Origin of the sequence: Exiguobacterium sp. H66 (assembly GCF_018618705.1) — a bacterium.
GTDB classification, from domain to species: Bacteria; Bacillota; Bacilli; order Exiguobacteriales; family Exiguobacteriaceae; genus Exiguobacterium_A; species Exiguobacterium_A oxidotolerans.
Genome location: NZ_JACSMQ010000002.1, coordinates 318687 through 341855, shown reverse-complemented (window position 1 = coordinate 341855; position 23169 = coordinate 318687). Strand labels below are relative to the sequence as shown.

Genomic DNA, 23169 nt, shown 5'->3' with positions numbered 1-23169 from the left:
GAATAGACCTATTTTTTCAAAAAAAAAGAAAGGGAATCTAAAAAAACGGATCAACACATGCAAGCACATGTCGATCCGTTGGCGCAGGGAAACTAAAGTTAGATTGCAAGATCGACAGATGTCTCGCTTGCATTCGGGTCCGTTGATTGATCCGTATTCTTTTCGTTCATTCCGTGGTGACGTCCACCTTGTCCACCATCGCGTGGTCCTTGCTTAAGGTCGTCATAACTTGAGACCTGATTCGCACGTTCTTGCATCCGTTCCTTCATCGACGTCGCTTGTTTTTCTGTGATGGAACCGTCTGCTAGTTTCGCATCAATTGCAGCCGTTTGAGCGGTGAGGACCGCTTGCTCGAAGTCGTCGAAGGCGATATCGTTCGCTTCCGCAAATTCAGGAAGTGCTTGATCGGCAGCTTCGAATTTCGCTTCATCGAGTTTGAGACTCGCCAAGACCGTTGCAGTCGTGTCACCGAAGACGTCGCGTGGTCCGCCGTCACGTTTGCCTTGTCCTTGTTTTTCCCGATCCGGCAATTCGTCATAACTCGTCATGTCTGAGAACTCTTCCGTCATCCGTTCTTTAATCGACATCGCTTGTTTTTCCGTCATTTTACCGTCTTTGACGAATTGGTCAAGTTGTTCTGATTGTGAGGCGATGACCGCTTTTTTGTAGTCGGCGAACTGGATTGATTGGGCTTTCGCGAACGCGGCGAGTGATTGGTTCGCAGCATCGAAGTCCTCTTGATTTAAGTTGAGTGCGGCAAGGACGTCTGCGACGAGTTCTTTATTAAAGAAACCGCCCTTGTTACCGTGACGTTGCCCTTTAGGTTGCTGTTCTTTCAATTCGTCATAGCTCGAGACTTTGCTGAAGCGTTCCGTTTGACGTTCTAACATATCAGCGGATTGTGTTTTTGTAAGATCCCCTGAGGCGACAAGACTCGCGAGTTGTTCTTTTGTTGCTGCAAGTTCAGCCGCTTTGTAGTCGGCGAACGAGATGCCTTTTTCTTCTGCAAGCTCAGCGATCGATGTCTTCGCTTCCCGTGCTGTTTGTGCCTCGTCTTCTGTGATGCCGAGTTTATCTAAGAGGATTGTAACGTCCATTTTTTTCATACCTTCGAAGTGATGACGCTCGGATTTCGTTTTCGATGCATCGCTATCATTTGTTGCAGCGAGAGCAGAAGCTCCTCCTACTGTTAATGCGCTGATTGTAAGTGCGGTGATCCATTGTTTTTTGAATTTCATGGTTGATCACTCCTTTCACCTTGTATGTTAGCGTGGATCGAAAACGAAGTTGTGAGGAAGTTGCAAAGAAATTGCCAAGAAAAGCAAATCGGCTGGAAAAGGCGGTACACTAAGCATGTGGAGGGATAACGATGAATATTTTATTGATTGAAGATGAAGTAAAGTTAGCACACGTGACAGAACGTTTTTTACGGCACCACGGATATGAAGTGACACTCGCGATGTCGATTGGACAGGCGAAGGACGCCTTAAGCAAAACGACGTTTGACGCGGTCCTCGTCGATGTTCGACTCCCGGATGGGGACGGCTGGTCGCTTGTTCCGTCGATTAAAGCGGTCGCTACGCCACCCGTCGTCTTCATGATGACGTCGCGTGGTGAAGCGGATGACCGTGTATTCGGACTTGAGCTCGGAGCAGACGATTACCTCGTCAAACCCGTCGTCTTGAAAGAACTGACGATTCGGCTCGAGCGGGCGCTGAACCAGCGTCCGAAAGACACTGCCTTCCGGTTGGGTGATTTAACACTGGATCCGAAAGCGCGTCTCGTCAAAAACGGCGAGCAGTCGCTCAGTCTGGCGAAGATGGAGTTTGAGCTGTTGACATACTTCGTCGAACATATCGGTGAAGCACTCAGTCGCGATCAAATCCTGGATGATGTCTGGGGATATACGTTCGGTGGCGATACCCGGACCGTCGATACGCACGTCAAACAATTGCGTGATAAGTTACCGACGATCAAACAACAGTTAAAGACGGTCCATCGGGTCGGATATCGACTGGAGGCGATGGAATGAGTAAATTGATGCGGAAGTTTTTACTGGCGGTCGTCGCACCGCTCCTCGTCATGGGTAGCTTGAGTTTTGTCTTGACGGCGGTGCTCGTCAATCGGTTTGCGGAAGACGAACGCTACAGTCAACTCGCACGTGAAGCAAATATCATTCAAGAAGCGATCGACGGCAATCAACCGCTTCCCCGTGACATTCAAGGTTTCATCACGATCGACGGACAAACGCAACGCCTCGGTGGACGAGGACCGCAACCGGTCAACTTACCGGCGCTCGAGAAGTTGCAGCAACAAGACGTGATTGATGTCCAAAATCAACGTTTGTTGACCTATCAGCTGAAAGAGGGGGACACGGTCATCACGACGATTCGAAATGCACCGCTCGCGAGTAGTGCGTTGAACGGTGTCTACTTGGCGATTGGTGTCGCGCTCCTCGTGACCTTGTTGCTTGCGACAGGGCTTGCTTATTATATGGGACGACAGTTCACGCGGCCGATCGTCAACTTACGATCCGTCGCCCAGCAAATCGGAGCGGGAAAAAAAAGCGTCCCGCTACCCGAACGACCGAATGATGAAGTCGGTGAGTTAATTGCTGCCGTCGATGAGATGCAGGAACAACTCCTCCAAAAAGAAACGCTGCAAAAGTCATTCATCGCCGGTATCACCCATGATTTGCGGACGCCGCTCGCAATCATCCGCAACGAAACGGAGGCGCTCGCAGCAGGGGTGATTCCGCTAGACGAACTACCGGATGTCACGGACAGCATCATCGAGGAGACGGATCGCCTCGGCCTATTGATTGATGAGACGCTCGTCTACTCGAAGCTTGCCGGAGGGATGATGCCGCTCGAGCGGGTTGAGACGCGACTAGACGACCTGGTGTTCGATACGGTCGGACGGTTGGAGGCGACGTTTGAGAAGGAGGGGGTGGCACTTGTCGCTGAAGCTGTGCCCGTCACGCGTCGTGTTGACAGGCATATGTTCGAACGGGTCCTCGTCAACTTCCTGATGAATGCCCACGCTGCTGCTCCGCCTGATAGCCGGGTCATCATTCGGCTGACGGAGACTGAATTGACGGTCGAGGACGCGGGGCGTGGCGTCCCGGAGTCCGACCGGGCGACGATTTGGGATTTGTACGTCAAACAAGACGGCAGTTCCGGGCACGGGCTCGGGCTTGCGATTAGCCGTTTGATTCTCGACAGCCATGAACTGGTCTATGGCGTCCGAACGAGTCCGCAAGGCGGAGCGTGTTTCTTTATTCGTCTATAATGTAAAAAAGCCCCGTTCCTCGTCGAGAGGAGCGGGGCTGTCGGTGCTTATTTTGATTCGTTTTCGTGGACGAGACTCGGTTTGACGAGTGTATAGAATTCATCACTCATGCCGACGCGGCTGCCCATTTGGCAAGCGAGTTCGAGTGTCTCTTGGTAAAATTTCGCGACGAGGCTGTGGTTTTTGATGTGCATGTCCTTCATCGCTTTTTCGACGCCGAGGACGACTTTCGCGATTTGGTCATCTGCATCATTACGGACAGGGACGACGTTTTCCGGGAGGTCGACTTCTTTATCGTGTCCGTTGAAGCGGAACGAAGCGCCGAATCCAAGATGCTCGAGGAAGAAGTGCGGTAACAATTTGCCGGCGAAAAATTGATGCCATTCCGATTCTTTCATCGCGTCCATATCCCGTTTGAAAGAAGTCGTTGCAAGTGCATAGCGGTCATGTGTATCTTTCATGAACTTCTCGAGGATTGGTACCTGCATCGCGAATGAGTTCTTGAGCAGATTATCGAGCTGTTCTTGTGTTAATTGTTCTTGTTCAGCCATCCTTTTAACCCCATTTCGTTTCGTTACTCTTATCGTAAGAAATTTAGACAATTCCGTCAAATCTTTTTCGAGAATAAGGTTTACCTATTGTACGAAAGGGAATTTTATTATTATCGCATACATAAAGGAGGAATCAGCATGAAACGAATCGTAATGACAGGACTATTAATAGGGGCATGTCTGATTCCGGTGACGGCCTTTGGTGCGACGAACGTCTCTTATCAAAAAGGGATGGTTCAAAACAAACAGCTTGGTTATACCGTCAAGGCGACAGAGACGCTGAAGAAAGCGATCGCGCAAGACAAAGTCGCGCTGATCAAAAACAAGACGGTCAAGACGAAGTACGGTACCGTCACGCGAAGTGGAACGTTTTCGCTCTATTATAAGGTCAAAGGAAAAGATCAGTTGCTCGTCAACTTGAACTACGAACCGAAGAAACTGTCGAAAAAACAGTTCGACCGTCAAGTCGGGTACGGCACGTATCTTGGGACGAAGGGCAATAAAACGTACTATTATGTCCAACCGACGGAAGCCGTTAAAGGTGCGGTCGGGAACAAAACAATCGAACGCTTGATTACATATCACGTTCCGCGGATGATGAAAACATTTAAACTGCAGTAAGCATTAGCTTTTGCTAGTGCTTCTTTTAGTGGTTCGCTATAGTAAAGGTTGAGGTGAAGAGAGATGGAATTTACAGTAACGAAAGTCTTACAAACGACAGATGTCTTGCAACTTGAGAAATGTGTCAACGATCATGATGGAATTGAATTGAAGGTGGCGGCAGATTATGTCGGCGAGAATGATTTTGCTGTCTACGACGGCTCAAAATTGATTGGCTACCTGCAAGCCTTCGCGTATCTACCGACAGAATGGGAAGTCAACGTCTTCGTTGATCCCGATTACCGGCAGCAAGGGATTTTTAAATTGCTCGTCGAAACGGCGGCTGGCGTAGCGCGCGAAACGGGCGCGGAAGCCTTTACGTTCGTCATTGATGATGCAAGTCAATCCGGTAAAGCAGTCTTGGGCAAGCTTGGGGCAGAGTACCGGATGACGGAATACAATATGGTGCTGAAAAAAGCGCAATTGTTCTTAAAAGCAGATCCTGATTTTGAATTATGCGAAGCGACGGCATCGGACCGTCCGTTCATCGTCGAGACGCTCGGACAGTCGTTCGGAAATACAGCGGACGAGGCGGAAGCGATTTATCAAGCGATTGAGACAGAGGATCGCGTCACGTATGTCGGTGTCGCGAACGGTCAGCCGGTCGGTGTCGTCCGTGCATATTTAGCATCCGAGACACAAGCGAGCATCCATGCGTTCGCCGTTCGTCCGGAAGCGCAGGGCAATGGCTACGGGAAGAAGATGTTGAAACTGATGGTCCAAGCGATGTTCCGGACAGGTCGGACGCAGCTTGAACTCGATGTCGAGACGGATAACGCACGGGCACTGGATCTCTATAAAGATGCCGGATTCGTCGTTGGTCGCGGTTATCAGTTCCATGTGCTTGAATTATAAGAAGTTTGAACGAAAGTCCACGAGAGTGGGCTTTTTTGTGAAATCGTATAGCAAGCATAGACCTTAGGTCTTACTACTCTCTAAGAAGATAGAATATCGTTTCCGATCGTCCGCTGGCGCGCTTTCCTCGGGCGGAACGCAAGCCGCGATCGGCTTTTAGCCGACCGGGTCTTGCCTGTTCCTGACGGAAGGGACAAGCCCTTCCTTTTCCCGCAGGAGTCGCGCTCGGATGACGGAAACATAAGCAGCTTAACGGAAAGTCTAATGACTGGGCTTTTTATGAACTCGTATAGTAAGCATAGACCTTAGGTCTTACTACTCTATAAGAAGATAGAATATCGTTTCCGATCGTCCGCTGGCGCGCTTTCCTCGGGCGGAACGCAAGCCGCGATCGACTTGCAGCCGACCGGGTCTTGCCTGTTCCTGACGGAAGGGACGAGCCCTTCCTTTTCCCGCAGGAGTCGCGCCCGGACGACGGAAACTTTTTTGTTAGGAATCCAGTGATAAGGAGAGAAGGAAACCACGTAAAAAAATAAGTTCATAATCTAAAGGAAGTCTGAAACCTCTCCCGTGTTTTGTCGTATACTAGACATATGGAAAAATAGAGGAGGCGACGACATGAATGATCGACAGGAATCATTACGGACGTTGAAGTGGGTGTCAGGTGGTTTAGAGGCCATCCTCGGGATTCCGTTTTTCGGTGGATTGCTTGTTATCGGGTCGGGTTATAACGCTTTATGGTTGATGCTTGCGTTCCACATCGTAGTTGTCGTGTTGACGGCGCGGGCTGGCAATGTCTCAAAAGGAAACATCGTCGGAATCGTCGCATCGACAGTCGGTGTCATTCCGGTCGTCGGGATGTTGTTGCACATCGCAGCAGCCATCACGATTTTACTGGATGCGGCATTTGGTAACCGGATCATCACGCGGACACACGTTGAGCGGGTCGAACCGATTCGTCCTCGTCCGGTCCGGAAAGAACAGGAGAAACAGGAAGATCATCCGTTTTGAGCACTTTTGATTGACAGTGAAATCCGAGCCGTGTAAAGTAAAGACCAAGTTAAGCCATATCAAACAAATCAACGACGCGGAGTAAGTACCGTCAACACTGCCGACAAAGCGAGTCAGGAAAGGTGAGAGCCTGACGCGGTAAGCTGATTAGGGAATGGACCGCTGAGAGCCTGTTGAACGATTGCAGTAGACAGGACGGTTGCTCCCGTTACAAGGCTAGCTGGTTGTTGGACCAGCGACAAGAGGAGACATTTGTCTCAACTAGAGGTGGCACCGCGCGGATACAGGCGTCCTCTATGCAGCAGCTTTTGCTATGCATAGAGGGCGTCTTTTGTTTTACGTCAAGGAACGCCGAATCATCCAACGCACATTATCTTTAGGAGGAATTTTTTATGAAGAAGACATTGATCGCGGCGGCAAGCACGGCGTTCCTACTCGCAGGATGCTCGACGACAGACACAGAACAAGCAGCACCGAACGAAAACGAAAAGAAAGTCCTGCACACGATGGAAAGTTATGATCTCCTGTCGGTCGACCCGGCAGATGCCATCACGTCGAACATCTTCAACCAGATTTATGAAGGATTGTACCGCTTCGATGAAAACAATGAACTCGTCCCGGCAGCTGCTGAGTCACACAGCGTATCGGAAGACGGAAAAGTCTATACGTTCAAGCTTGACCCGACGGCAAAATGGTCTGACGGGAAACCCGTCACGGCAGAAAACTTCCGTTATGCCTATGAGCGCGTCATCGAAACGAGCTCACCGTTCGCGTACTTGCTTGAGCCCGTCAAGGAAACAAAAGTCATCGACGATGAGACATTACAAATCGAACTGAAACGACCGACACCCTACTTCCTCAGCATGACGACGTTCGGGACGTACATGCCGGTCCGTGAAGACATCGTCAAAGCAGAAGGCGATAAGTTCGGGACGGACCCGGAGACGAATGTCTACAACGGACCGTTCACGTTTAAGAAATATCAGGCCGAGCAAGGTTACACGCTTGCGAAAAATGCTGACTATGCCGACCAAAAACAGGTCAAGATTGACGAAGTCGACGTCAAAATCATCAAGGACCCGATGCTTGCGATCAATCTGTTCGAAACAGGCGAACTCGATGTCGCACCGCTCAACTCGGAAAACGTCATCAACTATAAAGATAAAAAAGAGTACAACACGTTCAGCGATTCACGGATGTTCTTCATCCGGATGAATCAAAAAGCGGACGCATTAAAAGACAAGCAGACCCGCCAAGCGATTGACGCTGCATATAATAAAGAAGCGCTGACGAAAACATTACTCGGAAACGGTTCGTTACCGGCCGATTACATCGTCCCGCAAGAGCTTGATCCGCAGTACGATAAAACACGTCAAATCACGTCATCGTTCGATGAAGCACAGGCGAAGAAAGTCCTCGAACCGCAAAATCTGGAGTTGACGATGATCATCGAAGACGATGAAGTCTCGAAAAAAATCGGCGAGTATATCCAGGGCACGCTCAAACGCCAAAACGTCGACGTCAAACTCCTGTCGTTGCCGAAGAAGGAACGCCTTGCCCGTGAAGGACGAGGGGACTATGATTTGTCACTCGCGAGCTGGGCGCCGGACTATCAAGACGCGACGACGTACTTGAACTTGTTCATGACCGGTAACCCGTTCAACATGATGGATTACTCGAACAAAAAGTATGACCGTCTCTTGCAACAGGCAGAACAAGAACTCGATCAGGACAAACGTTTGGAATTGTTAAGCCAAGCTGAATCCCTGTTGCTCGACGATCAAGCGATCTCACCGGTCTACCAGCGCAAAAACGCCTTTTTGCAAAACACGGAAGTCACACACCTCGCCCGTCACAACGTCGGGACGGACATCTCGTATAAATACGTCGAAATTGACCGGAAGTAAAAAGATCAACCGTTCGCCTTGTCATGCTCAGATGACGAAGCGGACGGTTTTTTTCATCAAGCAAGGAGCAGAATGAAAAGAATTGTTATTTTGTGACAAGTAAATCCTATAACCGACTTTGAAATCAGGTCAATCCTATTAAAGCGTTCTCATATCTTGCCGATAAGGAGAATGTTGAGAAAAGAATCAGGAAGGGAAGTTACGGATATGAGTAAGTTACGTAGCAATTTAAAGATTCGGTTATTTGTATGGGTTCTCGTGATTTCAATCATTACAGGCGGAATTTCTGCCCAGCTGACATTATTCCTCTCGCGCGGAGTCGACGTCGCGGAAAATCAGGCAATTTTATTTGGAGCGGGTATCGGATTAGTTTTATCGCTGCTCGGTTCACTGTTGATTCAATTGATTCTCCGTCAGCCGATCAAAGCCATCGAAAAAGCGACACAAACGGCACGTGAAGTCGCGAACGGCAACTTTGATGTGGATTTTGAAGAAGCGAAGCGTGGTGACGAAGTCGATCAATTGATGCATGAACTCGAAGTGATGGTAGTACATATCCGCAAGCAAGCGACACAGATGGGCAGCTCAAGCGATAAGCTGACGGCATCTGCCCAAGAAATCGCGGCAGCCGTCCAAGAAGGCAACGCGTCAGGCGAAAGCATCCGGACTGCGATGGCGGAACTATCGGCGAAGATGAACGAAAATGTTGATCAAGCGTACCTCTCGATGGATGCACTCGGTGCCGTCAAACGGACGATGGATGAAGTCGCCCAGGAAATGAATCAAGCCTTGAAATCGGCGACGGTCATGCAGACAGAAGCCGAGAACGGCAAGACACTCGCGACGGATTCGGTTGAAGCGATGCATATGATTTCTAGTAAGATGGAACAATCCGCGACACTCAATGGGCGTTTGACGGATATGACGGGTGAAATTTCACGGATTACCGATGTCATCAGTGATATCTCAGCACAGACGAATTTACTCAGTTTGAATGCCTCGATTGAAGCAGCACGTGCCGGAGAAGCCGGTCGCGGTTTTGCCGTCGTTGCGGCGGAAGTTAAGAAACTCGCCGAACAAACAGCGACATCAGCAAAAGAAATCACTGATTTGATTTCCGGTGTCAAACGTCTTGTCAATGATACGGCGAATGCGATGACGGACGTCCAAAAAGAAGTCGCGACCGGTGTCGGACTTGTCGAACAGGCAGGATCATCCTTTGAAGAAATTCATCAGTCGACGGAAAATGTCTATTCGCGTGTTCAGTCCGTTGATCAACTTGTCGTGAAGTCGGATAAAGAGATTGACCAAGTCGGTTTGACGACGGCGAACATCCTCGCGATGGTTGAAGAAGCATCGAAACATGCGGAGCAAGTCCTGCAAGCATCGAGCCATCAGGCGGCATCACTCAGTGAAGTCAACGGTGCGATGGAAGAGCTCGTCGCAGTCGCAGAACAATTGCAGGAAGAGACAGGCGCGACGCGTCTTTAAATGAATTGAGTAGAAAAACAGATTCGATGACTAATGAATCTGTTTTTTTTATTTTTATTCTAAAAATTGATTCAACAGGGGGGTTTTTGATTGTTAATGATAGGTTTGTTTTTATTCATTTTGTCGTTTTTTCTTTGGTATATGGGTTCTAACGCAAGAAAATTAAATAAACAAGTATTAAAATATTGTAATTTGAAAAAATATTCTTTTACTAAACGATTTAATATTTTTATTCACTATAAAAAAGAACTTTTAAAATTTAATCGAACATACACTACAGAATTTAATTATATACAAAATAATATTAGTGATATTTTAAAATGCGAATACTTAATGCAGTCACAAATAAGACAAGAACTTATTTTGGATTATGAGAATCATGTAGGCGATTTCCATAATAAAAATATCAATAGAAAAGCGCGTAAACGAATTAAAGAGTCTTTATACACACTGTATGTAATTGAATCAGCTCTTTTATATTTTCAAGAACACCAAAATAAAGCTCATCGAACAATTAAAAGATTTGAACAGGATTCTTTGGATGGATCAGAATATCATAAACTTTATTTAGAATTATTTTCAGAAAGAAAAATAAAATTGACTAAGATTATCATTCAAATAAATAAAATACATGATATTTTATCTAAAGAAAAACATCAAATCGAATCCATAATTTCAGAACTAGAAAAGTGTAAGAATCCTACACTTTGGAACATTGTTGGAAAAGTCATTACAGCACCTGTTCGTCATCCAGCAAATTTTGTTACTGCTGTTTTTAATGGAGATGTTAAAGGCTCTTTTACAAATGGAACGCGAACTGCTCTGATGCTTTTTGGAGTAGGGATTATTGGAGATACATTTGATATATTTGAAGCGGTTTTTGATGGTATTGATATGGAGGGGTTTGATAAGGCACTTCATCATGTTGATAGTCATTGGGTTGAAGGATATACCAGGCAAGATGGAACAGTTGTTGATGGTTATTATAGAGGGGGAGAAGAAGGCTACTTTCGTTCGTAATATTAATTAAAAATAATGAATTCCAGTAAATGACTAAATTTTTATGAAAAAGTACAAAAAAAATAAGCAAATACATTAAACATATTTATAAGGTACCCGATATATAGAGTGGAAGCAGTCATCGACTACAACCACCGCGCTACTCTTGGGCCGGCCAGGGGGCGCATCTCGGAGAAGAAGGATCTTCAAAGAGACAAAAAAATTATTCCTATGGAGGGAAACTTAAAATGATTATCAATCACAACATTACAGCACTTAACACACACAACAAACTTTCTGCAGCTTCTGGTGCACAAAGTAAATCAATGGAGAAATTGGCTTCAGGTCTTCGTATCAACAAAGCGGGCGACGATGCTGCTGGACTTGCGATTTCTGAAAAAATGCGTGGTCAAGTTCGTGGACTTGATCAAGCTTCACGTAACGCACAAGATGGTATCTCATTGATTCAAACGGCTGAAGGTGCTTTAAACGAAACTCATGATATTCTTCAACGGATGCGTGAATTATCTGTTCAATCAGCAAACGATACGTCTACAGATGCAGATCGTACAGAAATTCAAAAAGAATTTTCACAATTAAAGTCAGAAGTAAATCGGATTTCTGACACAACAGAATTCAATACTAAGAAGTTGCTAGATGGAAGTGCTGCAAAAAATGCTAATTCTACTTCTAGTTTTGCAAACTCAAAACTAACAGGAGTTACTGTTACAAACGATTCACTAAAACAAGATACTTATAGTGTAACTGTTTCTGGTACTGCTGAAGTATTTACTGAAGTAGCAGATACTACTGACGTAAGTGGAATTGCAATTACAGCTGCAAGTACCGTGAACATGGGTTCATATACTCTTGAGTCTGTTGAAAACGCAGGAGATACTACTAAACTTGATTATACTTTAAAAGATGCAGATGGTAAGCAGTTAGCTACTTTAACTTCAGATAAATCAGCTACTACAGCTTCTTTAGGCGGATTTGATTTTACAGTGTCTGACTCATCTGCTGGAGTTACTGGGGTAGGTACTTTAAAATTTGATGTTGGTCAAACAGCTACTTTCTCAGTTTCAGATAGTTCTAGTAATGTAGTAGGGACGACTACTATTACAAATGACAAATCTGGAAAAGTTAATGTAGGAGGATTTGAACTTTCGTTAAATTCTTCTTTAGCAAATGGAACAGATGCAGATATTAAAATCAATGATAAATCCCTAGAATTCCAAATCGGTGCTAACGAAAATCAAACAGTGAAATTAGCGATTGGTGATATGGATACTAAAGGATTAAAGATTGATACATCTGATGTATCGACTAAAGAAGGTGCTCAAACTGCAATTACTAAGCTTGATTCTGCAATCCAAAGTGTATCTGCAGAACGCTCTAAACTTGGTGCGAGCCAAAACCGCCTCGAGCACACAATCAACAACCTTAAAACATCTTCTGAAAACCTAACAGCGGCTGAATCACGCGTTCGTGACGTTGACATGGCGAAAGAAATGATGAACCAAACGAAGAACTCGATTCTTGCGCAAGCTGCACAAGCAATGTTGGCTCAATCGAATCAAACACCCCAAGGTGTTTTACAACTCCTACGGTAATTTGATTCCACCGGGCGTCTGATTAGGTAACTGATCAGAGCATAACTGGGTGAATTGCTGGAACTCCTGAGAGCCTTGATGTACGACAACGTGGCTGGAAACGGCGAGCGTGACCGTTCTGAAAAACGTCAAGGATTGGACAATCAGCAGCCAAGCACCTGTAGGGAAACCTTGGTGAAGGTTCAACGACTAGGATAGACGACCTAATGGACATGTCCGATGGTTATGAAATCCGTACTCCGTAAACGGCGGGGGAAGCGCCCAGCTCCTAGTAAAACTAGGATGAAGATATAGTCTTATCATTAGCGAAAGCTAATGCGCGTAGCAAGCGAACCAACAGCCGCAAGGCGTTCTCCAATTACTCCGTTAATCGTAATTGGTCACACTTTTACTTCAAGGTCATGGACTCGTTCCATGGCCTTTTTTAGTTGTCCGAATTTATAAGTGACGGACCAGTATGTTCGATTTAGTTCATCGGCAATCGCTTGTGTCGTCCAGCCTTGTTCTTTTAAATGAAGGATGGTTGAACATTCATCGACTGTATAAGGTCGACTCGGACTTGATGCCACAACTTCATGATCGGGATAGTCTTGCTTAAGTTGTTCAAGACGAATCGGCCAATTCAATTTGTAAGAAAAATACGGTAAAGCTGTTGTATACGGAGCAAGCAGATGTAAGAAATCGAGAGCATCCGTTACACGAGTTGTTTTTAGAAAATAACCACTCCCATTCGGTGTTTTGGATAATTGAAAATTCAGCGAAAATGTCTCATTTAACCATCGACAGAAAAGCGTCAACTGATCTAAAGGGAAGGACTGTAAATAAAGGGCAATCGAAGGGGTGACGAAGAGTTGATTTTTTCGATTCAATCGTTTTGAAATCATTAATGAACCGTCATCTAAATAGAGCGTTAACAAAAATAACGGATGCTGACAACGTGGAAGTAAGGACGTCGGTATCACTTTCAAGTGCTGCGGATAAAATAATGGGTATAGCTCAGTCAAGAGTGGAAGAGATTTTGAAACTAAATAATTTTGACGAATGTAAAGTAAGTCAGGTAATTGTTGCATTTTCCACTCCCGATAGAAGCGTTGTGACTCGCCAAAATGCTCACGGTAACTATTGTTTTTCCGACGTGACTGTGGATAACATTTCGTGATTTCACCATCGGCTAAGATACTCCCCAGTAAGATAGCTTGTTGTGACTTGGTTAGTGCGTTAAGTAACATGAAAACTCCTCCTTTTAAATGAAAAAACATATGTTCCTTTATTCCCGATTTTAAGAACTTTAAAGAAAAACTAATAAAAAGAATCGTCTGGACCGATATACTAGATAGAGAATAAATAAGGAGTGTTTGTCTATGAATTCCATCAATACGGAAATTCGGCTTCACCTGCCTGCAAATGTCTTGCCTTACGAAGCAACGCGGAACGTCTTCGTTGAAGCGAATCAAGAAGAACTGGCGCAAGACGGGATCGTCATCTTACCGACGCCGCAACATTTAACGAAACTTGAGACGGCGATCGATAAAGCAAATTTACAATTAGAAACGCAACGTACTGGTCTAAAGTTCGTCAAACATGAAAAACTGAATGAATTTTACATTCAAGTTGTTGATACGAACAATAATGTCGTTCAAGAAATCCCAAGTAAAAAAGAACTGGATTTTTTTGCAGCATTCATGGAATTTAATCAACTGATCGATAAACGGATTTAACGAGAAAGGACTGATTGGATGGCAGGACTTCGGATAAGTGGTCTCGCAAGCGGGATTGATACAGAAACGATGATTAAACAATTGATGCAGGCGGAACGGGCACCCGTTGATCGCTTAGCGCAAAAGAAACAAACCTTAACGTGGCAACGCGATGCCTATCGCGAGATGAACCGGGGATTACTTGACTTACGGACAGCGGCGAGTGACATGTTGTTATCAAAAAACTATACGTCAAAGACTGTCACGAGTTCAGATTCGTCAAAGGTGTCAGTAACGGCAAGTCCAGCTGCGACTACCGGAAGTGTAACGATTGATCGTGTGAATCAGCTTGCGTCAGCGTCGTCGTTGACGATTTCGAGAAATGCTTCTGCTACCGGAAAAATTACGAGTCAGTCGAAGCTTTCTGACAGTGGGCTCGTCGCCAAAGATGCTTCCGGTAATGTCTCACTTGAGCTAAATACGTACCAAGCAGACGGAAGCATGCTTGCGACACCGGTGACGATGAATTTTGATGGAACGGCAACGATTGGCGATCTCGTCTCAAAAATCAATAGTGATAAATCACTAGGGTTGAATGCCGTCTTCAATGACATCACAGGAAAGTTAGTTGTAACACGGCAAAGCACGGGACAACTTGGAGCATCCAATGAAATTTCTTGGACTGATAAAAATACTCCTGCCTCTGGTGCCGAACCTGTGTTAAACGCTTTGGCGGGACAAAATGCGATTTATACAATCGGTGGAACACAACTCGAACAAACAACCAATACGTTCTCACAAAATGGATTGACCATCACATTAAACAATACATCGACAACGCCAATCACCTTGAATACAAAAGTCGACACGCAAGCGAACTTCGATTCGATTAAAAAGTTTGTCGATAAATATAACGATATGATTGATAAGATGAACAAAAAAGTCAACGAAGAGAAGTATCGTGACTTCCAACCGTTGACAGATGCTCAGCGGAAAGAATTGAGTGAAGACGAAGTCAAGAAGTGGGAAGAAAAAGCGATGAGTGGCGTCTTGAAAAATGATAGTTTCTTGCGTGACGGAATGAATTCATTCCGCAGTGCCATTTCCTCAAAAATTGATACGGGATACACGTATCAATCAGGAACGGACACGATTGCTCTAAACTACATGTCGCAAATCGGAATTACGACGACAAGTGATTTCCGTGATGGGGGAAAGCTCAAAATTGACGAAACGAAACTTAAGAAAATGCTGGAGGAACAACCGGAAGGTGTCTATAAGCTGTTTACAGCGGATGCACCTGATGGAACGTCTACAAGCGGAAGTGGATTAGATGGGTTTGCACGGCAAATTCAAGGATTTGCAACGACGATGCGTGATAAAATCTCGAAGGTTGCGGGACTCGACGGTGCTGTTGCAACGACGTACCGGCTCGGGAAATCACTCGTTGATGTCGATAAGAGTATCCTGTCGTGGGAAGACAAACTAACAAAAAAAGAAAATGCCTATTACCGTCGTTTTGCGGCGATGGAGCAGGCAATGAACCAAGCGAACAGCCAATCGGCGACACTCGCTTCATACTTAGGACAATAAGGAGGACTTCAGACGATGAACCCATATGCAACGTACCAATCGAATTCGGTGACGACAGCACTACCGCAAGACTTGACGTTGATGCTGTACGAAGGACTGATTAAGTTCGCGATGATGGCGAAACGCAACATCGAACAAGGAAACATTCAGGACAAAAATACGTACATTCAAAAAGCACAGGCCATCATCATGGAGCTCCAATTGACACTCAATAAATCAATCAGTTTATCAACCGATTTAAATAACTTATATGATTACATGCAGGGACGCTTGATTGACGCAAACATCAAAAATGATGTGGCAGCAATCGACGAAGTGATTGGTTTCGCGGAAGAATTTCGTGAGACGTGGAAAGAAGCGATGAAGCTCGCGCGTCAACGATGAGTCCGCTTGATCCGCTGCGTCTGAAGACGAAACACTTAATGGACTTGCTTGAGCAGACACCGGAAGAGGAAGTCTATGACGAGTGGCTCAGCAAGATTCAAAACTTGCTGAATGAACGCGAAGCGTTCATTGCCGCTCATTCGAACTTGCTTGCCGGGGCCAACCAGGCGGTCATTCAAGAACTCGTTGCCGAAAGTCGGAAACTGGACTTGAAATTATCTGAAGAAACCGCTAAATTAGGGGTACAAATCAATCAACTCCGACAGACGAAAGTCAGCCGGAAATCGTATATCGACCCGTACGAAGAAGTGGAAGGTAGTTTTTCACCATATTTTGATTCTCGTCAGTAACTTTCTTATGCCAGGGAGGGATCTTGCGTGACTAAACGTGAAGAGAAAAAACGTACCGTGCCAAAACCGTTTTACCGATCGGATGGTTCGTATGATCAATTCATCGAACCGGACGTCGAGTCCGAATCGTGGGAAGAGGCGGAACGCCCGATCTCGGACGGACCTGACGTCTACGAAGAAGAAAAATACCGACGTGAGTCGTAACAAAAAGGGCATCCGTGATGGATGTCCTTTTTGTTATCAAATTTAGATATGATGCCGTTCCCGGTACAGTTCCCAGTGTTCCCGGGCATCTTTTTTGATTCGGTCCGAGACTTTTTTACTTTGAAAAATCACGCTGTACCATTGCTTCGCGTCATCTGTTTTCTCGAGACTCGCATAGAGGTCGGCGATTCGTAACAATAAAACATCATGCGGAATCCCGGTCCGGACAGCGTCGGTATAATCGAGATAAAGCGCCTCGTACTTCTCGACCGCCCGCTCCATCCAAAGCACTTCCTGCTTTTTATTTTCAAGCAAGCGGTTTAACCAGGCGAGTCGGACGCCGAGCATCGCTTGGATGCTGTCTTTTTGTTTCGTCACTTGCGCCGTGTAGAGGCATAGCTTATATAGCTGCAAGGCTTGCTCTGCTGTCCGCTCGGTCGCCGCAAACGGTAGGACGGGCAGTGATGGCAAGATGTCCGTCGTGAGTGTCTCACGCGCGTCCGGACGCAATTTTTCGAATGCTTCATGAAAGATGAACCGGCAGTGTATACATTGGACCGGTTCATAATAATAGACGTTCGGACCCTCATAGTGAATGAAACCATCGAAGTCGGTCTTACCGACACGGATGTGTCGACTTAAGACACGTTTCGTCTCTGTTTCCTTGAGGCAGTACGGGCATTTACACTTTTTTGAATAGATTTCGGCCATGGTGCTGGCTCCTTTAACTGATTGAGTTTAGACGAAGACGTTGACGAGCATCCCTTTGATCTCCCCGACTTGATCGAGGATATCAAGGCGGCGTGATTCGCCGGAGATGACGGTGTTCGTCAGTTCGAGTAACTTCGCGTCGACCTGTTCGACGACTTTATAGATTTTCGTCCGTCCGCGCCGGTTGAACCCGCGTTTTTCCTCGAGTTGCTGCGATTGATCGAGGGCATCTTTTAAGAAGTCCTTGATTTTTTCTTTATAGCTCTCGAGGTTCTCGATTGTCTGGCTCTCGGCGAGCAATTGTCCATGCTCTTCGACGAGCATCAATTTTTGTTGGAGCCGTTCGTAGCCTTTATGTTCGCGTTTGTCTTGCATTAACGCAGAAAACGTCGTCGACGCCTCGACCTCGCGTGGTCCGGTCTTCGGTGTCTGCAGGCGGCTCGTTTCTTGGATGCGCTGGATATCCATGGCTGTCGTCCTCCCTGATTAGTTGAGTAGTTGTAAGACGCCTTGCGGTAAGGCGTTCGCTTGGGCAATCATTGCCATACCGGATTGATTCAAAATATTGTATTTTGCATATTCCATCATCTCACGCGCCATGTCGGTATCACGAATCCGTGACTCCGACGCCGTCAGGTTTTCTTTACTGACACTGAGGACGGATGTCATCGCTTCGAAGCGATTTTGGATGGCGCCGAGTTTTGACCGCTGCTGTGAAATCGTATCGATTGCTTGCGTATAACGGCTGATTGCATCATTCGCGTCCTGCTCGGTCATCACGCTGAGGGCATATTCGGGAGTATCGTCGACGCTCGGGACATCCAATTTGCGGACATCGGTGTTCGGTTGGGTAGTCGAGCTGATGCCGATATTTTGTGCCCGCATGTCGTCAATCGTCAAGGAAATGCCTTCGTTTGCTCCGGCATTCGTCTGGATGAAGATCGCGTTGTCTTCCGTGCTGAAGTTACCCGTCAATAAATCTTTGCCGTTGAACTGGGTCGTTGTAGCAATCCGTGAGACTTCATTCGTCAGCTGGTTGATTTCTTCCTGGATGGCTGTCCGGTCTTCGGCCGCGAGTGTCCCGTTTCCGGCCTGGACGGCAAGCTCGCGCATCCGTTGTAATAAGTTATGGGTTTCGCTCATGCCGCCTTCAAGCGTCTGGACCATCGAGATGCCGTCGAGGACGTTTTGTTCGGCTTTATCAAGTGCTTTGAGACGGTTTCGCATCTTTTCCGAGATGGCGAGACCGGCCGCGTCATCGGCACCGCGGTTGATTTTTTGACCGCTTGACAGCTTATCCATCGTCGTCTTGACGTTCGTCTGATTGGCGCTTAAGTTCCGGTACGCTTTGAGTGCCTGTACGTTATTGGTGATCCGCATTAATAATCCATCCCTTCATACCGTTCATGGTGTGCCGCCCGGACGAGCGGCCGTTCTTTTTTCAGACTGGCGGCTTGCCACGTGACGAGCAGTTCTTCTGCGAGTTGGAGCAGTTCGTCTAACACAAGTGGTGTCCGGTAGGCCTGTAACGTCTGGTCTGCTAAGTAGTGGTAAAGGGCGTCGAGTTGACCGGTGATGATGCCACCGTCGTCATGTAGACCTGCCTGAAGTTTCATTAAGAGTTGATAGGCTTTTTGCAAACGTTCGTTGACTTCGTCGAACCGATTGGCGTCACGGGCGAGTAACGACCGGTCGTATTGCAGGACGAGCCCTTTGAGCATCGTTTCCGTCAGTTGTTGCGGTGTCATTTGATACAGTTCCTGTTCTGTCATCAGTCCCGTCCTTTCGCGTGATCGAGTTCTTCAATCAACAATAATAATTCTGCCATCACATCGTAGAGTTGCGGCGGAATCGCTGTTCCGAGATCGAGGTCAAGTAAGTGTCCGAGCAGCGACGTATCGTGTTCGATTGCGACACCGCTCGCACGGGCTTCCTGTAAAATCCGGTCCGCTGCTTGTCCGGTCGCCCGGGCGATGACGATTGGCGCACTGCCTGCCTGTTCATCATACCGCAGGACGGCTGCAGATTTCCGATGTTTTAAATCGATTTTTTGATACATGGCTCCTCCTTAAATCCGGTAATCATAGCCGGCAGGTGTGTCGGCTGGTTTGACAGGTTCTTCCGTTACGTGTTCTTTCGTGAACGGACTGAAGCGAATCCGGACGTCTTGAAAGCCGGTCGCGGCTAAAGCATCGGTCGTCCGCTCGAGGAACGGCGTCGCCAGCCGTTCGAGAAGCGGCAAATCATTTTCGATCGTGATCTGCATCTTGCGGTTGACCGTTTCGACGCGGACGCCGATGTCGCCGAGCCGCGGTGTCTCGAGCTGGACATAAAGTGTATTGTTCTCCCAGTCGATCACTTCGTCCGGGCGTTTGTTTTGCAGGTGGACGTGTAAGCCGGCCGTCCCTTCGACGAGTTGGACGGGCAGGGCGAGTAACAATTGTTGGAGCTGCTGACTGGCATCCGGTTTATTGACCTGCTGTTGTGTCGTCAGGAACGTTTGCAGTTTTGCTGCTTCCGGGTTCGCGGCTGGCGTCGCGAGCTTCAACTCGGCCGTCTGCAGTTGGAGTGTTTTTTGGACCGTCTCCTGTAAGACGCGCGGGCTGTTTTGGCTTGGTTCATATGGCAGCGGGCGGCTCGATGTTTGTGAGGTCTGTGTTTGTCCGCTGACAGGACGAACCGGTTGATTGAGCTCCGGTAAGTACGCCGTCCGGACGTTCGCTGGTGTGAAGCGGAACGCTTCGAAACCGAGCCTTACTTCCTGGAGAAGTGCTTTTGCTTCTGTTCCGCGACCATTCGCGGCAAGATCCGCACCGCGCTCCAGTTTTGAGAGCCACTGAATCAATTGTTTTTCGTCCCGCATCGATGTATGTAACATCGCATCCGTCTGTTGGAACGTTTGGCGAAGCCGGTTCGCCGTACTCTCGATGACTTGTGCCATCTGTGCCGGACGCCCTTCAACGAGCGGTTCAATCTGTTTGAGTTGCGAGACGATCGTTCGCTGATTACTCCGGAAGTCGTTCGTCATCTCAGCCAGTCGTGGCGTGACTTCGCGGACGACCGTCAACGCCGACCGGGCGGGTTCCGTCGTCTGGCGCGCAGCGGTCAATGCTGTTAACTGCTCGAGCTTCGTCGGTTCCGGTGCTTCGAGCGTGACGGGGAAATGCGGGCGCAGTTGCTCCCGTGCCTGTGTCAACGCACCGCGTTCGATCGTTTCGACAATCGCGCCTTGCTCGTTCAGGGGCAGGTGGTTCACGATTTGCCGAAGTCTTGGCGCATTCGCTTGCTCGATGTCTGCTTGTGTCGGCAAGGTCGTTCGAGCAACGTCGAGCGCGATGGCAGTGCCGAGTGTCGGTTTATCGACGACGGCTTGACGTTCCGGTAACAGGTCGACGAGTGAATCCGTTTCAGTCAGCAGGCTGCTGATCAACGCATCGACGTCCGTCGGCAAGGCACTGTCGGAAGGGCGTGAGACGAGAGCGACGACGAGATCTTTGTACGTTCCCTGAAGAGCGGCGACGAGCCGGGCGACGGTTTCCTTCGTTTGCGGCAATTGTCCTGTCGCAAGCAGTCGGGCGACAGCCTGTTTTAATTCTTGTGGCAATTCGTCGAGCAAGGTCGGATCGATGCCAGTTGCATCGGTCTTGACGGAGCCTGCCGGCGCTGTGTCCGGGGTATCCGTCAACTGTTCAATCAAATAGCCTTCTGCTGTCGCTCCCTTTACCTTAAACTGGAAGTCTCCTGTTGGGACGTCACCTGTGAACGTCATCTCGATTTGGTCGCGTCCGACTTGGACGAGCGCTGTATGTGGACCCGTTTTTTCAAGGACGGTCCCACTATACGTCTTTTTGTCGGACAATGTCGTCGGTGGCGACGGAACGGCCGGACTATTTGGTTGCAACTGGATGTTCATCGAGGCACCTCCTGTTTCATAATTTCTTCATCTTATTATATATCGGCATAAACAAAAAAGGATTGAGCGAAATTATCGCCCAACCCGTTTTTTTTAATGTTTAATTGAATTAAAGCGTTCCTCTAGTCTCATCGCGTTCAATTGTTGATAACGAGCCATCAGCTCGCCAGTTGCTTTCATTTGGTTACGGACGATGTAAGGAGAGGCGTTTACAGGAAGGATCATGCCATTACGAGTTTGAAGTTTCGTTTGTCCGTCTTCCTCGATGACGTCGGACATGTGGCTCCAGGCGTACCACTCGCAATCATCACGTTTTGGTGATTTGGTAGGGAAAAAGACAAGACCGAGCGTCGGTTCGATGACGACTGGAACTTTTCCTTTGACGGAAGCGACACGTTTTGCCGTGACGATCCGTTCCTCGATGGAACTGTTGTACTGCCTGCAAGATAGTTGCAGGAGTTGATACGGACGAAGCGGGGTCATGATCGTTGAGCCATCTTCTAGGACAATGATAGATTGTTTCATCATGTCATAGCACGGCAGGATCGCGACGGTTCGTTTCGTGATTCGGTATTTTTCGTCATTATGGAATGGTCGCATTCGACTACATCCTCCTCAATTAGGACAATGGATAAAATAGGTAATTACTAACGATATAATACAATACTACACCTGTAATGACAATGTAATTTTTTGAAAAGAACAGCAATAGATCGCGCTATTTATTTAAAATCACCAATGAATTCGCATTAATCAGAATTTTCAATTGTCAATAATTCCTTCTTTTGATAGACTAAGCGGTAGAGAGCTTGCTCTCGAACTCTGGTTTGCGAAGGGAACGTGAATTCGAATGGAACAAGGTAAAGTAAAATGGTTTAATGCTGAAAAGGGTTACGGCTTCATTGAGACATCGGACGCAAAAGACATTTTCGTCCACTTCTCAGCAATTCAAGCAGACGGCTATAAGTCACTTGAAGAAGGCGAAGAAGTTGAGTTTGAAGTCGTTGACGGCGATCGTGGCCCACAAGCTGCGAACGTTACAAAACTTTAATCCGAATAGCAGCCGCCACCGTCTTTAGGCATTGTCTAAAGGCGGTTTTTTTGTTTCGATTTAGTTTCGTAAGGGTATATACGCTAATATCACCATACAAAACTATTATAGTACGCTAAAGATTGAGGAGGATGTTCAACAGAATGTCATCGTTTTCATTTCCTTGTATCATTTATCGTGGTATAATAAATACGAACTAAAAGAATTTTGAATCTTCAGAAGGAAACGACTGAAGTTTATCGAATTCATAGGTTCAACCGGTTACTTAAGGAGGAGTTTACATGATCTACAACATTCGCGGTGAAAACTTGGACGTCACAGATGCTCTCAAGGATTACGTCGAGAAAAAGCTTGAAAAGTTAACTCGTTATTTTACAACTCCTACGGAAGCGCAGACGGCTTATGTCAATCTCAAAGTCAACAATGAGAAACAGAAAGTCGAAGTGACGATTCCAATGCCAAATCTCTTGCTTCGTGCAGAGGATGTAAATGGCGACATGTACGCAGCAATCGACCTCGTCGTCGATAAGCTCGAACGTCAAATCCGGAAACATAAAACGAAAATCAACCGGAGAGGACGCGCCAAAGAAGGCGGCATTGGCGAATACTTCAAAACGCTTGAAGGACCGGAGGCAGAAGCACCTGTCTACGAAGAGGATGAAGCGGAACTCGAACTCGTTCGAACAAAACGTTTCACACTCAAGCCGATGGATACGGAAGAAGCGATTCTTCAAATGGACATGCTCGGTCACACGTTCTTCGTCTTCTCAGACGCTGAAACGGGTAACACGAACGTCGTTTACCGTCGAAAAGATGGTCGTTACGGCTTGATTGAACCAGAATAATGAATGTACAAGGGACTCGCTCTTAGGAGTGGGTCCCTTTTTG

The 23169-nt window shown here is 47.0% G+C and carries 26 protein-coding genes and 1 other annotated feature; of the genes, 16 read left to right on the top strand and 10 right to left on the bottom strand.

Features of this window, described 5'->3' with window-relative positions; all coding sequences use genetic code 11:
• Positions 1-98 precede the first annotated feature (98 nt).
• Positions 99-1238 carry a hypothetical protein gene (locus KNP88_RS05070; RefSeq protein WP_214892583.1) on the bottom strand — a complete coding sequence of 380 codons (1140 nt, stop codon included), beginning with the start codon at positions 1236-1238 and terminating at the stop codon, positions 99-101.
• Between the two features lie 131 nt (positions 1239-1369).
• Between KNP88_RS05070 and KNP88_RS05065 the strand changes: the two genes are divergently transcribed.
• Together KNP88_RS05065 and KNP88_RS05060 are read left to right on the top strand one after the other, a co-directional pair.
• On the top strand, positions 1370-2032 hold the full coding sequence (locus tag KNP88_RS05065) for a response regulator transcription factor (protein WP_214892580.1): 663 nt from the start codon (positions 1370-1372) through the stop codon (positions 2030-2032).
• The gene (locus KNP88_RS05060; RefSeq protein WP_214892577.1) at positions 2029-3291 is read left to right on the top strand and encodes a HAMP domain-containing sensor histidine kinase; all 1263 of its coding nucleotides are present in this window, start codon (positions 2029-2031) and stop codon (positions 3289-3291) included. The genes KNP88_RS05065 and KNP88_RS05060 overlap by 4 nt, the downstream gene beginning before the upstream one ends.
• Before the next feature lie 47 nt (positions 3292-3338).
• Here the strand turns inward: KNP88_RS05060 and KNP88_RS05055 are convergent, their stop codons facing one another.
• Positions 3339-3842, bottom strand: coding sequence for a hypothetical protein (locus KNP88_RS05055; protein WP_029331436.1), 504 nt, complete (start codon positions 3840-3842; stop codon positions 3339-3341).
• Between the two features lie 138 nt (positions 3843-3980).
• Between KNP88_RS05055 and KNP88_RS05050 the strand changes: the two genes are divergently transcribed.
• The 7 genes from KNP88_RS05050 (at position 3981) to KNP88_RS05020 (ending at position 12378) form a co-directional block, all read left to right on the top strand.
• Positions 3981-4463, top strand: coding sequence for a hypothetical protein (locus KNP88_RS05050; RefSeq protein WP_214892574.1), 483 nt, complete (start codon positions 3981-3983; stop codon positions 4461-4463).
• A gap of 63 nt (positions 4464-4526) precedes the next feature.
• Positions 4527-5357 (top strand): GNAT family N-acetyltransferase, encoded by an 831-nt coding sequence (locus KNP88_RS05045; RefSeq protein ID WP_214892571.1) that lies wholly within the window; start codon positions 4527-4529, stop codon positions 5355-5357.
• Positions 5358-5975: 618 nt separating this feature from the next.
• Positions 5976-6368, top strand: coding sequence for a hypothetical protein (locus KNP88_RS05040; RefSeq protein ID WP_214892569.1), 393 nt, complete (start codon positions 5976-5978; stop codon positions 6366-6368).
• Between the two features lie 62 nt (positions 6369-6430).
• Positions 6431-6666, top strand: a binding site (T-box leader).
• A gap of 94 nt (positions 6667-6760) precedes the next feature.
• Positions 6761-8275: a peptide ABC transporter substrate-binding protein gene (locus KNP88_RS05035; protein ID WP_214892567.1), complete on the top strand. Its 1515-nt coding sequence runs from the start codon at positions 6761-6763 to the stop codon at positions 8273-8275.
• 207 nt (positions 8276-8482) lie between these two features.
• Positions 8483-9766, top strand: coding sequence for a methyl-accepting chemotaxis protein (locus KNP88_RS05030; RefSeq protein ID WP_214892565.1), 1284 nt, complete (start codon positions 8483-8485; stop codon positions 9764-9766).
• Positions 9767-9856: 90 nt separating this feature from the next.
• Positions 9857-10786 carry a hypothetical protein gene (locus tag KNP88_RS05025; protein WP_214892563.1) on the top strand — a complete coding sequence of 310 codons (930 nt, stop codon included), beginning with the start codon at positions 9857-9859 and terminating at the stop codon, positions 10784-10786.
• Positions 10787-11013: 227 nt separating this feature from the next.
• On the top strand, positions 11014-12378 hold the full coding sequence (locus tag KNP88_RS05020; RefSeq protein ID WP_214892561.1) for a flagellin N-terminal helical domain-containing protein: 1365 nt from the start codon (positions 11014-11016) through the stop codon (positions 12376-12378).
• Between the two features lie 380 nt (positions 12379-12758).
• Here KNP88_RS05020 and KNP88_RS05015 read toward each other — a convergent pair whose 3' ends face one another.
• Complete coding sequence (locus KNP88_RS05015) at positions 12759-13607, bottom strand: endonuclease (protein WP_214892559.1); 849 nt, start codon at positions 13605-13607, stop codon at positions 12759-12761.
• Positions 13608-13739: 132 nt separating this feature from the next.
• On the opposite strand from KNP88_RS05015, the gene KNP88_RS05010 reads away from it, so the two are divergent.
• The 5 genes from KNP88_RS05010 to KNP88_RS04990 are packed head-to-tail and all read left to right on the top strand — an operon-like array spanning position 13740 to position 16606.
• The gene (locus KNP88_RS05010; RefSeq protein WP_214892556.1) at positions 13740-14096 is read left to right on the top strand and encodes a flagellar protein FlaG; all 357 of its coding nucleotides are present in this window, start codon (positions 13740-13742) and stop codon (positions 14094-14096) included.
• Between the two features lie 18 nt (positions 14097-14114).
• The gene (gene fliD, locus KNP88_RS05005; RefSeq protein ID WP_214892553.1) at positions 14115-15668 is read left to right on the top strand and encodes a flagellar filament capping protein FliD; all 1554 of its coding nucleotides are present in this window, start codon (positions 14115-14117) and stop codon (positions 15666-15668) included.
• A 15-nt stretch (positions 15669-15683) separates the two neighbouring features.
• Positions 15684-16052, top strand: coding sequence for a flagellar export chaperone FliS (fliS, locus tag KNP88_RS05000; RefSeq protein ID WP_214845260.1), 369 nt, complete (start codon positions 15684-15686; stop codon positions 16050-16052).
• Positions 16049-16402 (top strand): hypothetical protein, encoded by a 354-nt coding sequence (locus KNP88_RS04995; protein ID WP_214845259.1) that lies wholly within the window; start codon positions 16049-16051, stop codon positions 16400-16402. The genes fliS and KNP88_RS04995 overlap by 4 nt, the downstream gene beginning before the upstream one ends.
• 27 nt (positions 16403-16429) lie before the next feature.
• The gene (locus KNP88_RS04990; protein ID WP_204251403.1) at positions 16430-16606 is read left to right on the top strand and encodes a hypothetical protein; all 177 of its coding nucleotides are present in this window, start codon (positions 16430-16432) and stop codon (positions 16604-16606) included.
• 42 nt (positions 16607-16648) lie between these two features.
• Here KNP88_RS04990 and KNP88_RS04985 read toward each other — a convergent pair whose 3' ends face one another.
• The 7 genes from KNP88_RS04985 to KNP88_RS04955 all read right to left on the bottom strand — a co-directional run bounded on the left by KNP88_RS04985 (position 16649) and on the right by KNP88_RS04955 (position 21830).
• Complete coding sequence (locus tag KNP88_RS04985) at positions 16649-17317, bottom strand: DUF2225 domain-containing protein (RefSeq protein WP_214892550.1); 669 nt, start codon at positions 17315-17317, stop codon at positions 16649-16651.
• Positions 17318-17344: 27 nt separating this feature from the next.
• Positions 17345-17785, bottom strand: a complete 441-nt coding sequence (locus KNP88_RS04980; RefSeq protein WP_214892547.1) for a YaaR family protein — start codon at positions 17783-17785, stop codon at positions 17345-17347.
• Positions 17786-17803: 18 nt separating this feature from the next.
• Positions 17804-18697: a flagellin N-terminal helical domain-containing protein gene (locus KNP88_RS04975; protein WP_214892544.1), complete on the bottom strand. Its 894-nt coding sequence runs from the start codon at positions 18695-18697 to the stop codon at positions 17804-17806.
• Positions 18697-19089: a flagellar export chaperone FliS gene (locus KNP88_RS04970; protein WP_214847077.1), complete on the bottom strand. Its 393-nt coding sequence runs from the start codon at positions 19087-19089 to the stop codon at positions 18697-18699. Before KNP88_RS04970 ends, KNP88_RS04975 begins: the two co-directional genes overlap by 1 nt.
• Positions 19089-19376 carry an EscU/YscU/HrcU family type III secretion system export apparatus switch protein gene (locus tag KNP88_RS04965; protein WP_214892540.1) on the bottom strand — a complete coding sequence of 96 codons (288 nt, stop codon included), beginning with the start codon at positions 19374-19376 and terminating at the stop codon, positions 19089-19091. The genes KNP88_RS04970 and KNP88_RS04965 overlap by 1 nt, the downstream gene beginning before the upstream one ends.
• Before the next feature lie 9 nt (positions 19377-19385).
• Positions 19386-21230, bottom strand: coding sequence for a hypothetical protein (locus tag KNP88_RS04960; RefSeq protein ID WP_214892537.1), 1845 nt, complete (start codon positions 21228-21230; stop codon positions 19386-19388).
• Positions 21231-21323: 93 nt separating this feature from the next.
• Positions 21324-21830 (bottom strand): competence protein ComK, encoded by a 507-nt coding sequence (locus KNP88_RS04955; protein WP_214892534.1) that lies wholly within the window; start codon positions 21828-21830, stop codon positions 21324-21326.
• A gap of 250 nt (positions 21831-22080) precedes the next feature.
• Between KNP88_RS04955 and KNP88_RS04950 the strand changes: the two genes are divergently transcribed.
• Positions 22081-22281: a cold shock domain-containing protein gene (locus KNP88_RS04950; RefSeq protein ID WP_088837765.1), complete on the top strand. Its 201-nt coding sequence runs from the start codon at positions 22081-22083 to the stop codon at positions 22279-22281.
• Positions 22282-22562: 281 nt separating this feature from the next.
• Positions 22563-23126, top strand: a complete 564-nt coding sequence (gene hpf / locus KNP88_RS04945; protein ID WP_026827559.1) for a ribosome hibernation-promoting factor, HPF/YfiA family — start codon at positions 22563-22565, stop codon at positions 23124-23126.
• Positions 23127-23169 lie beyond the last annotated feature (43 nt).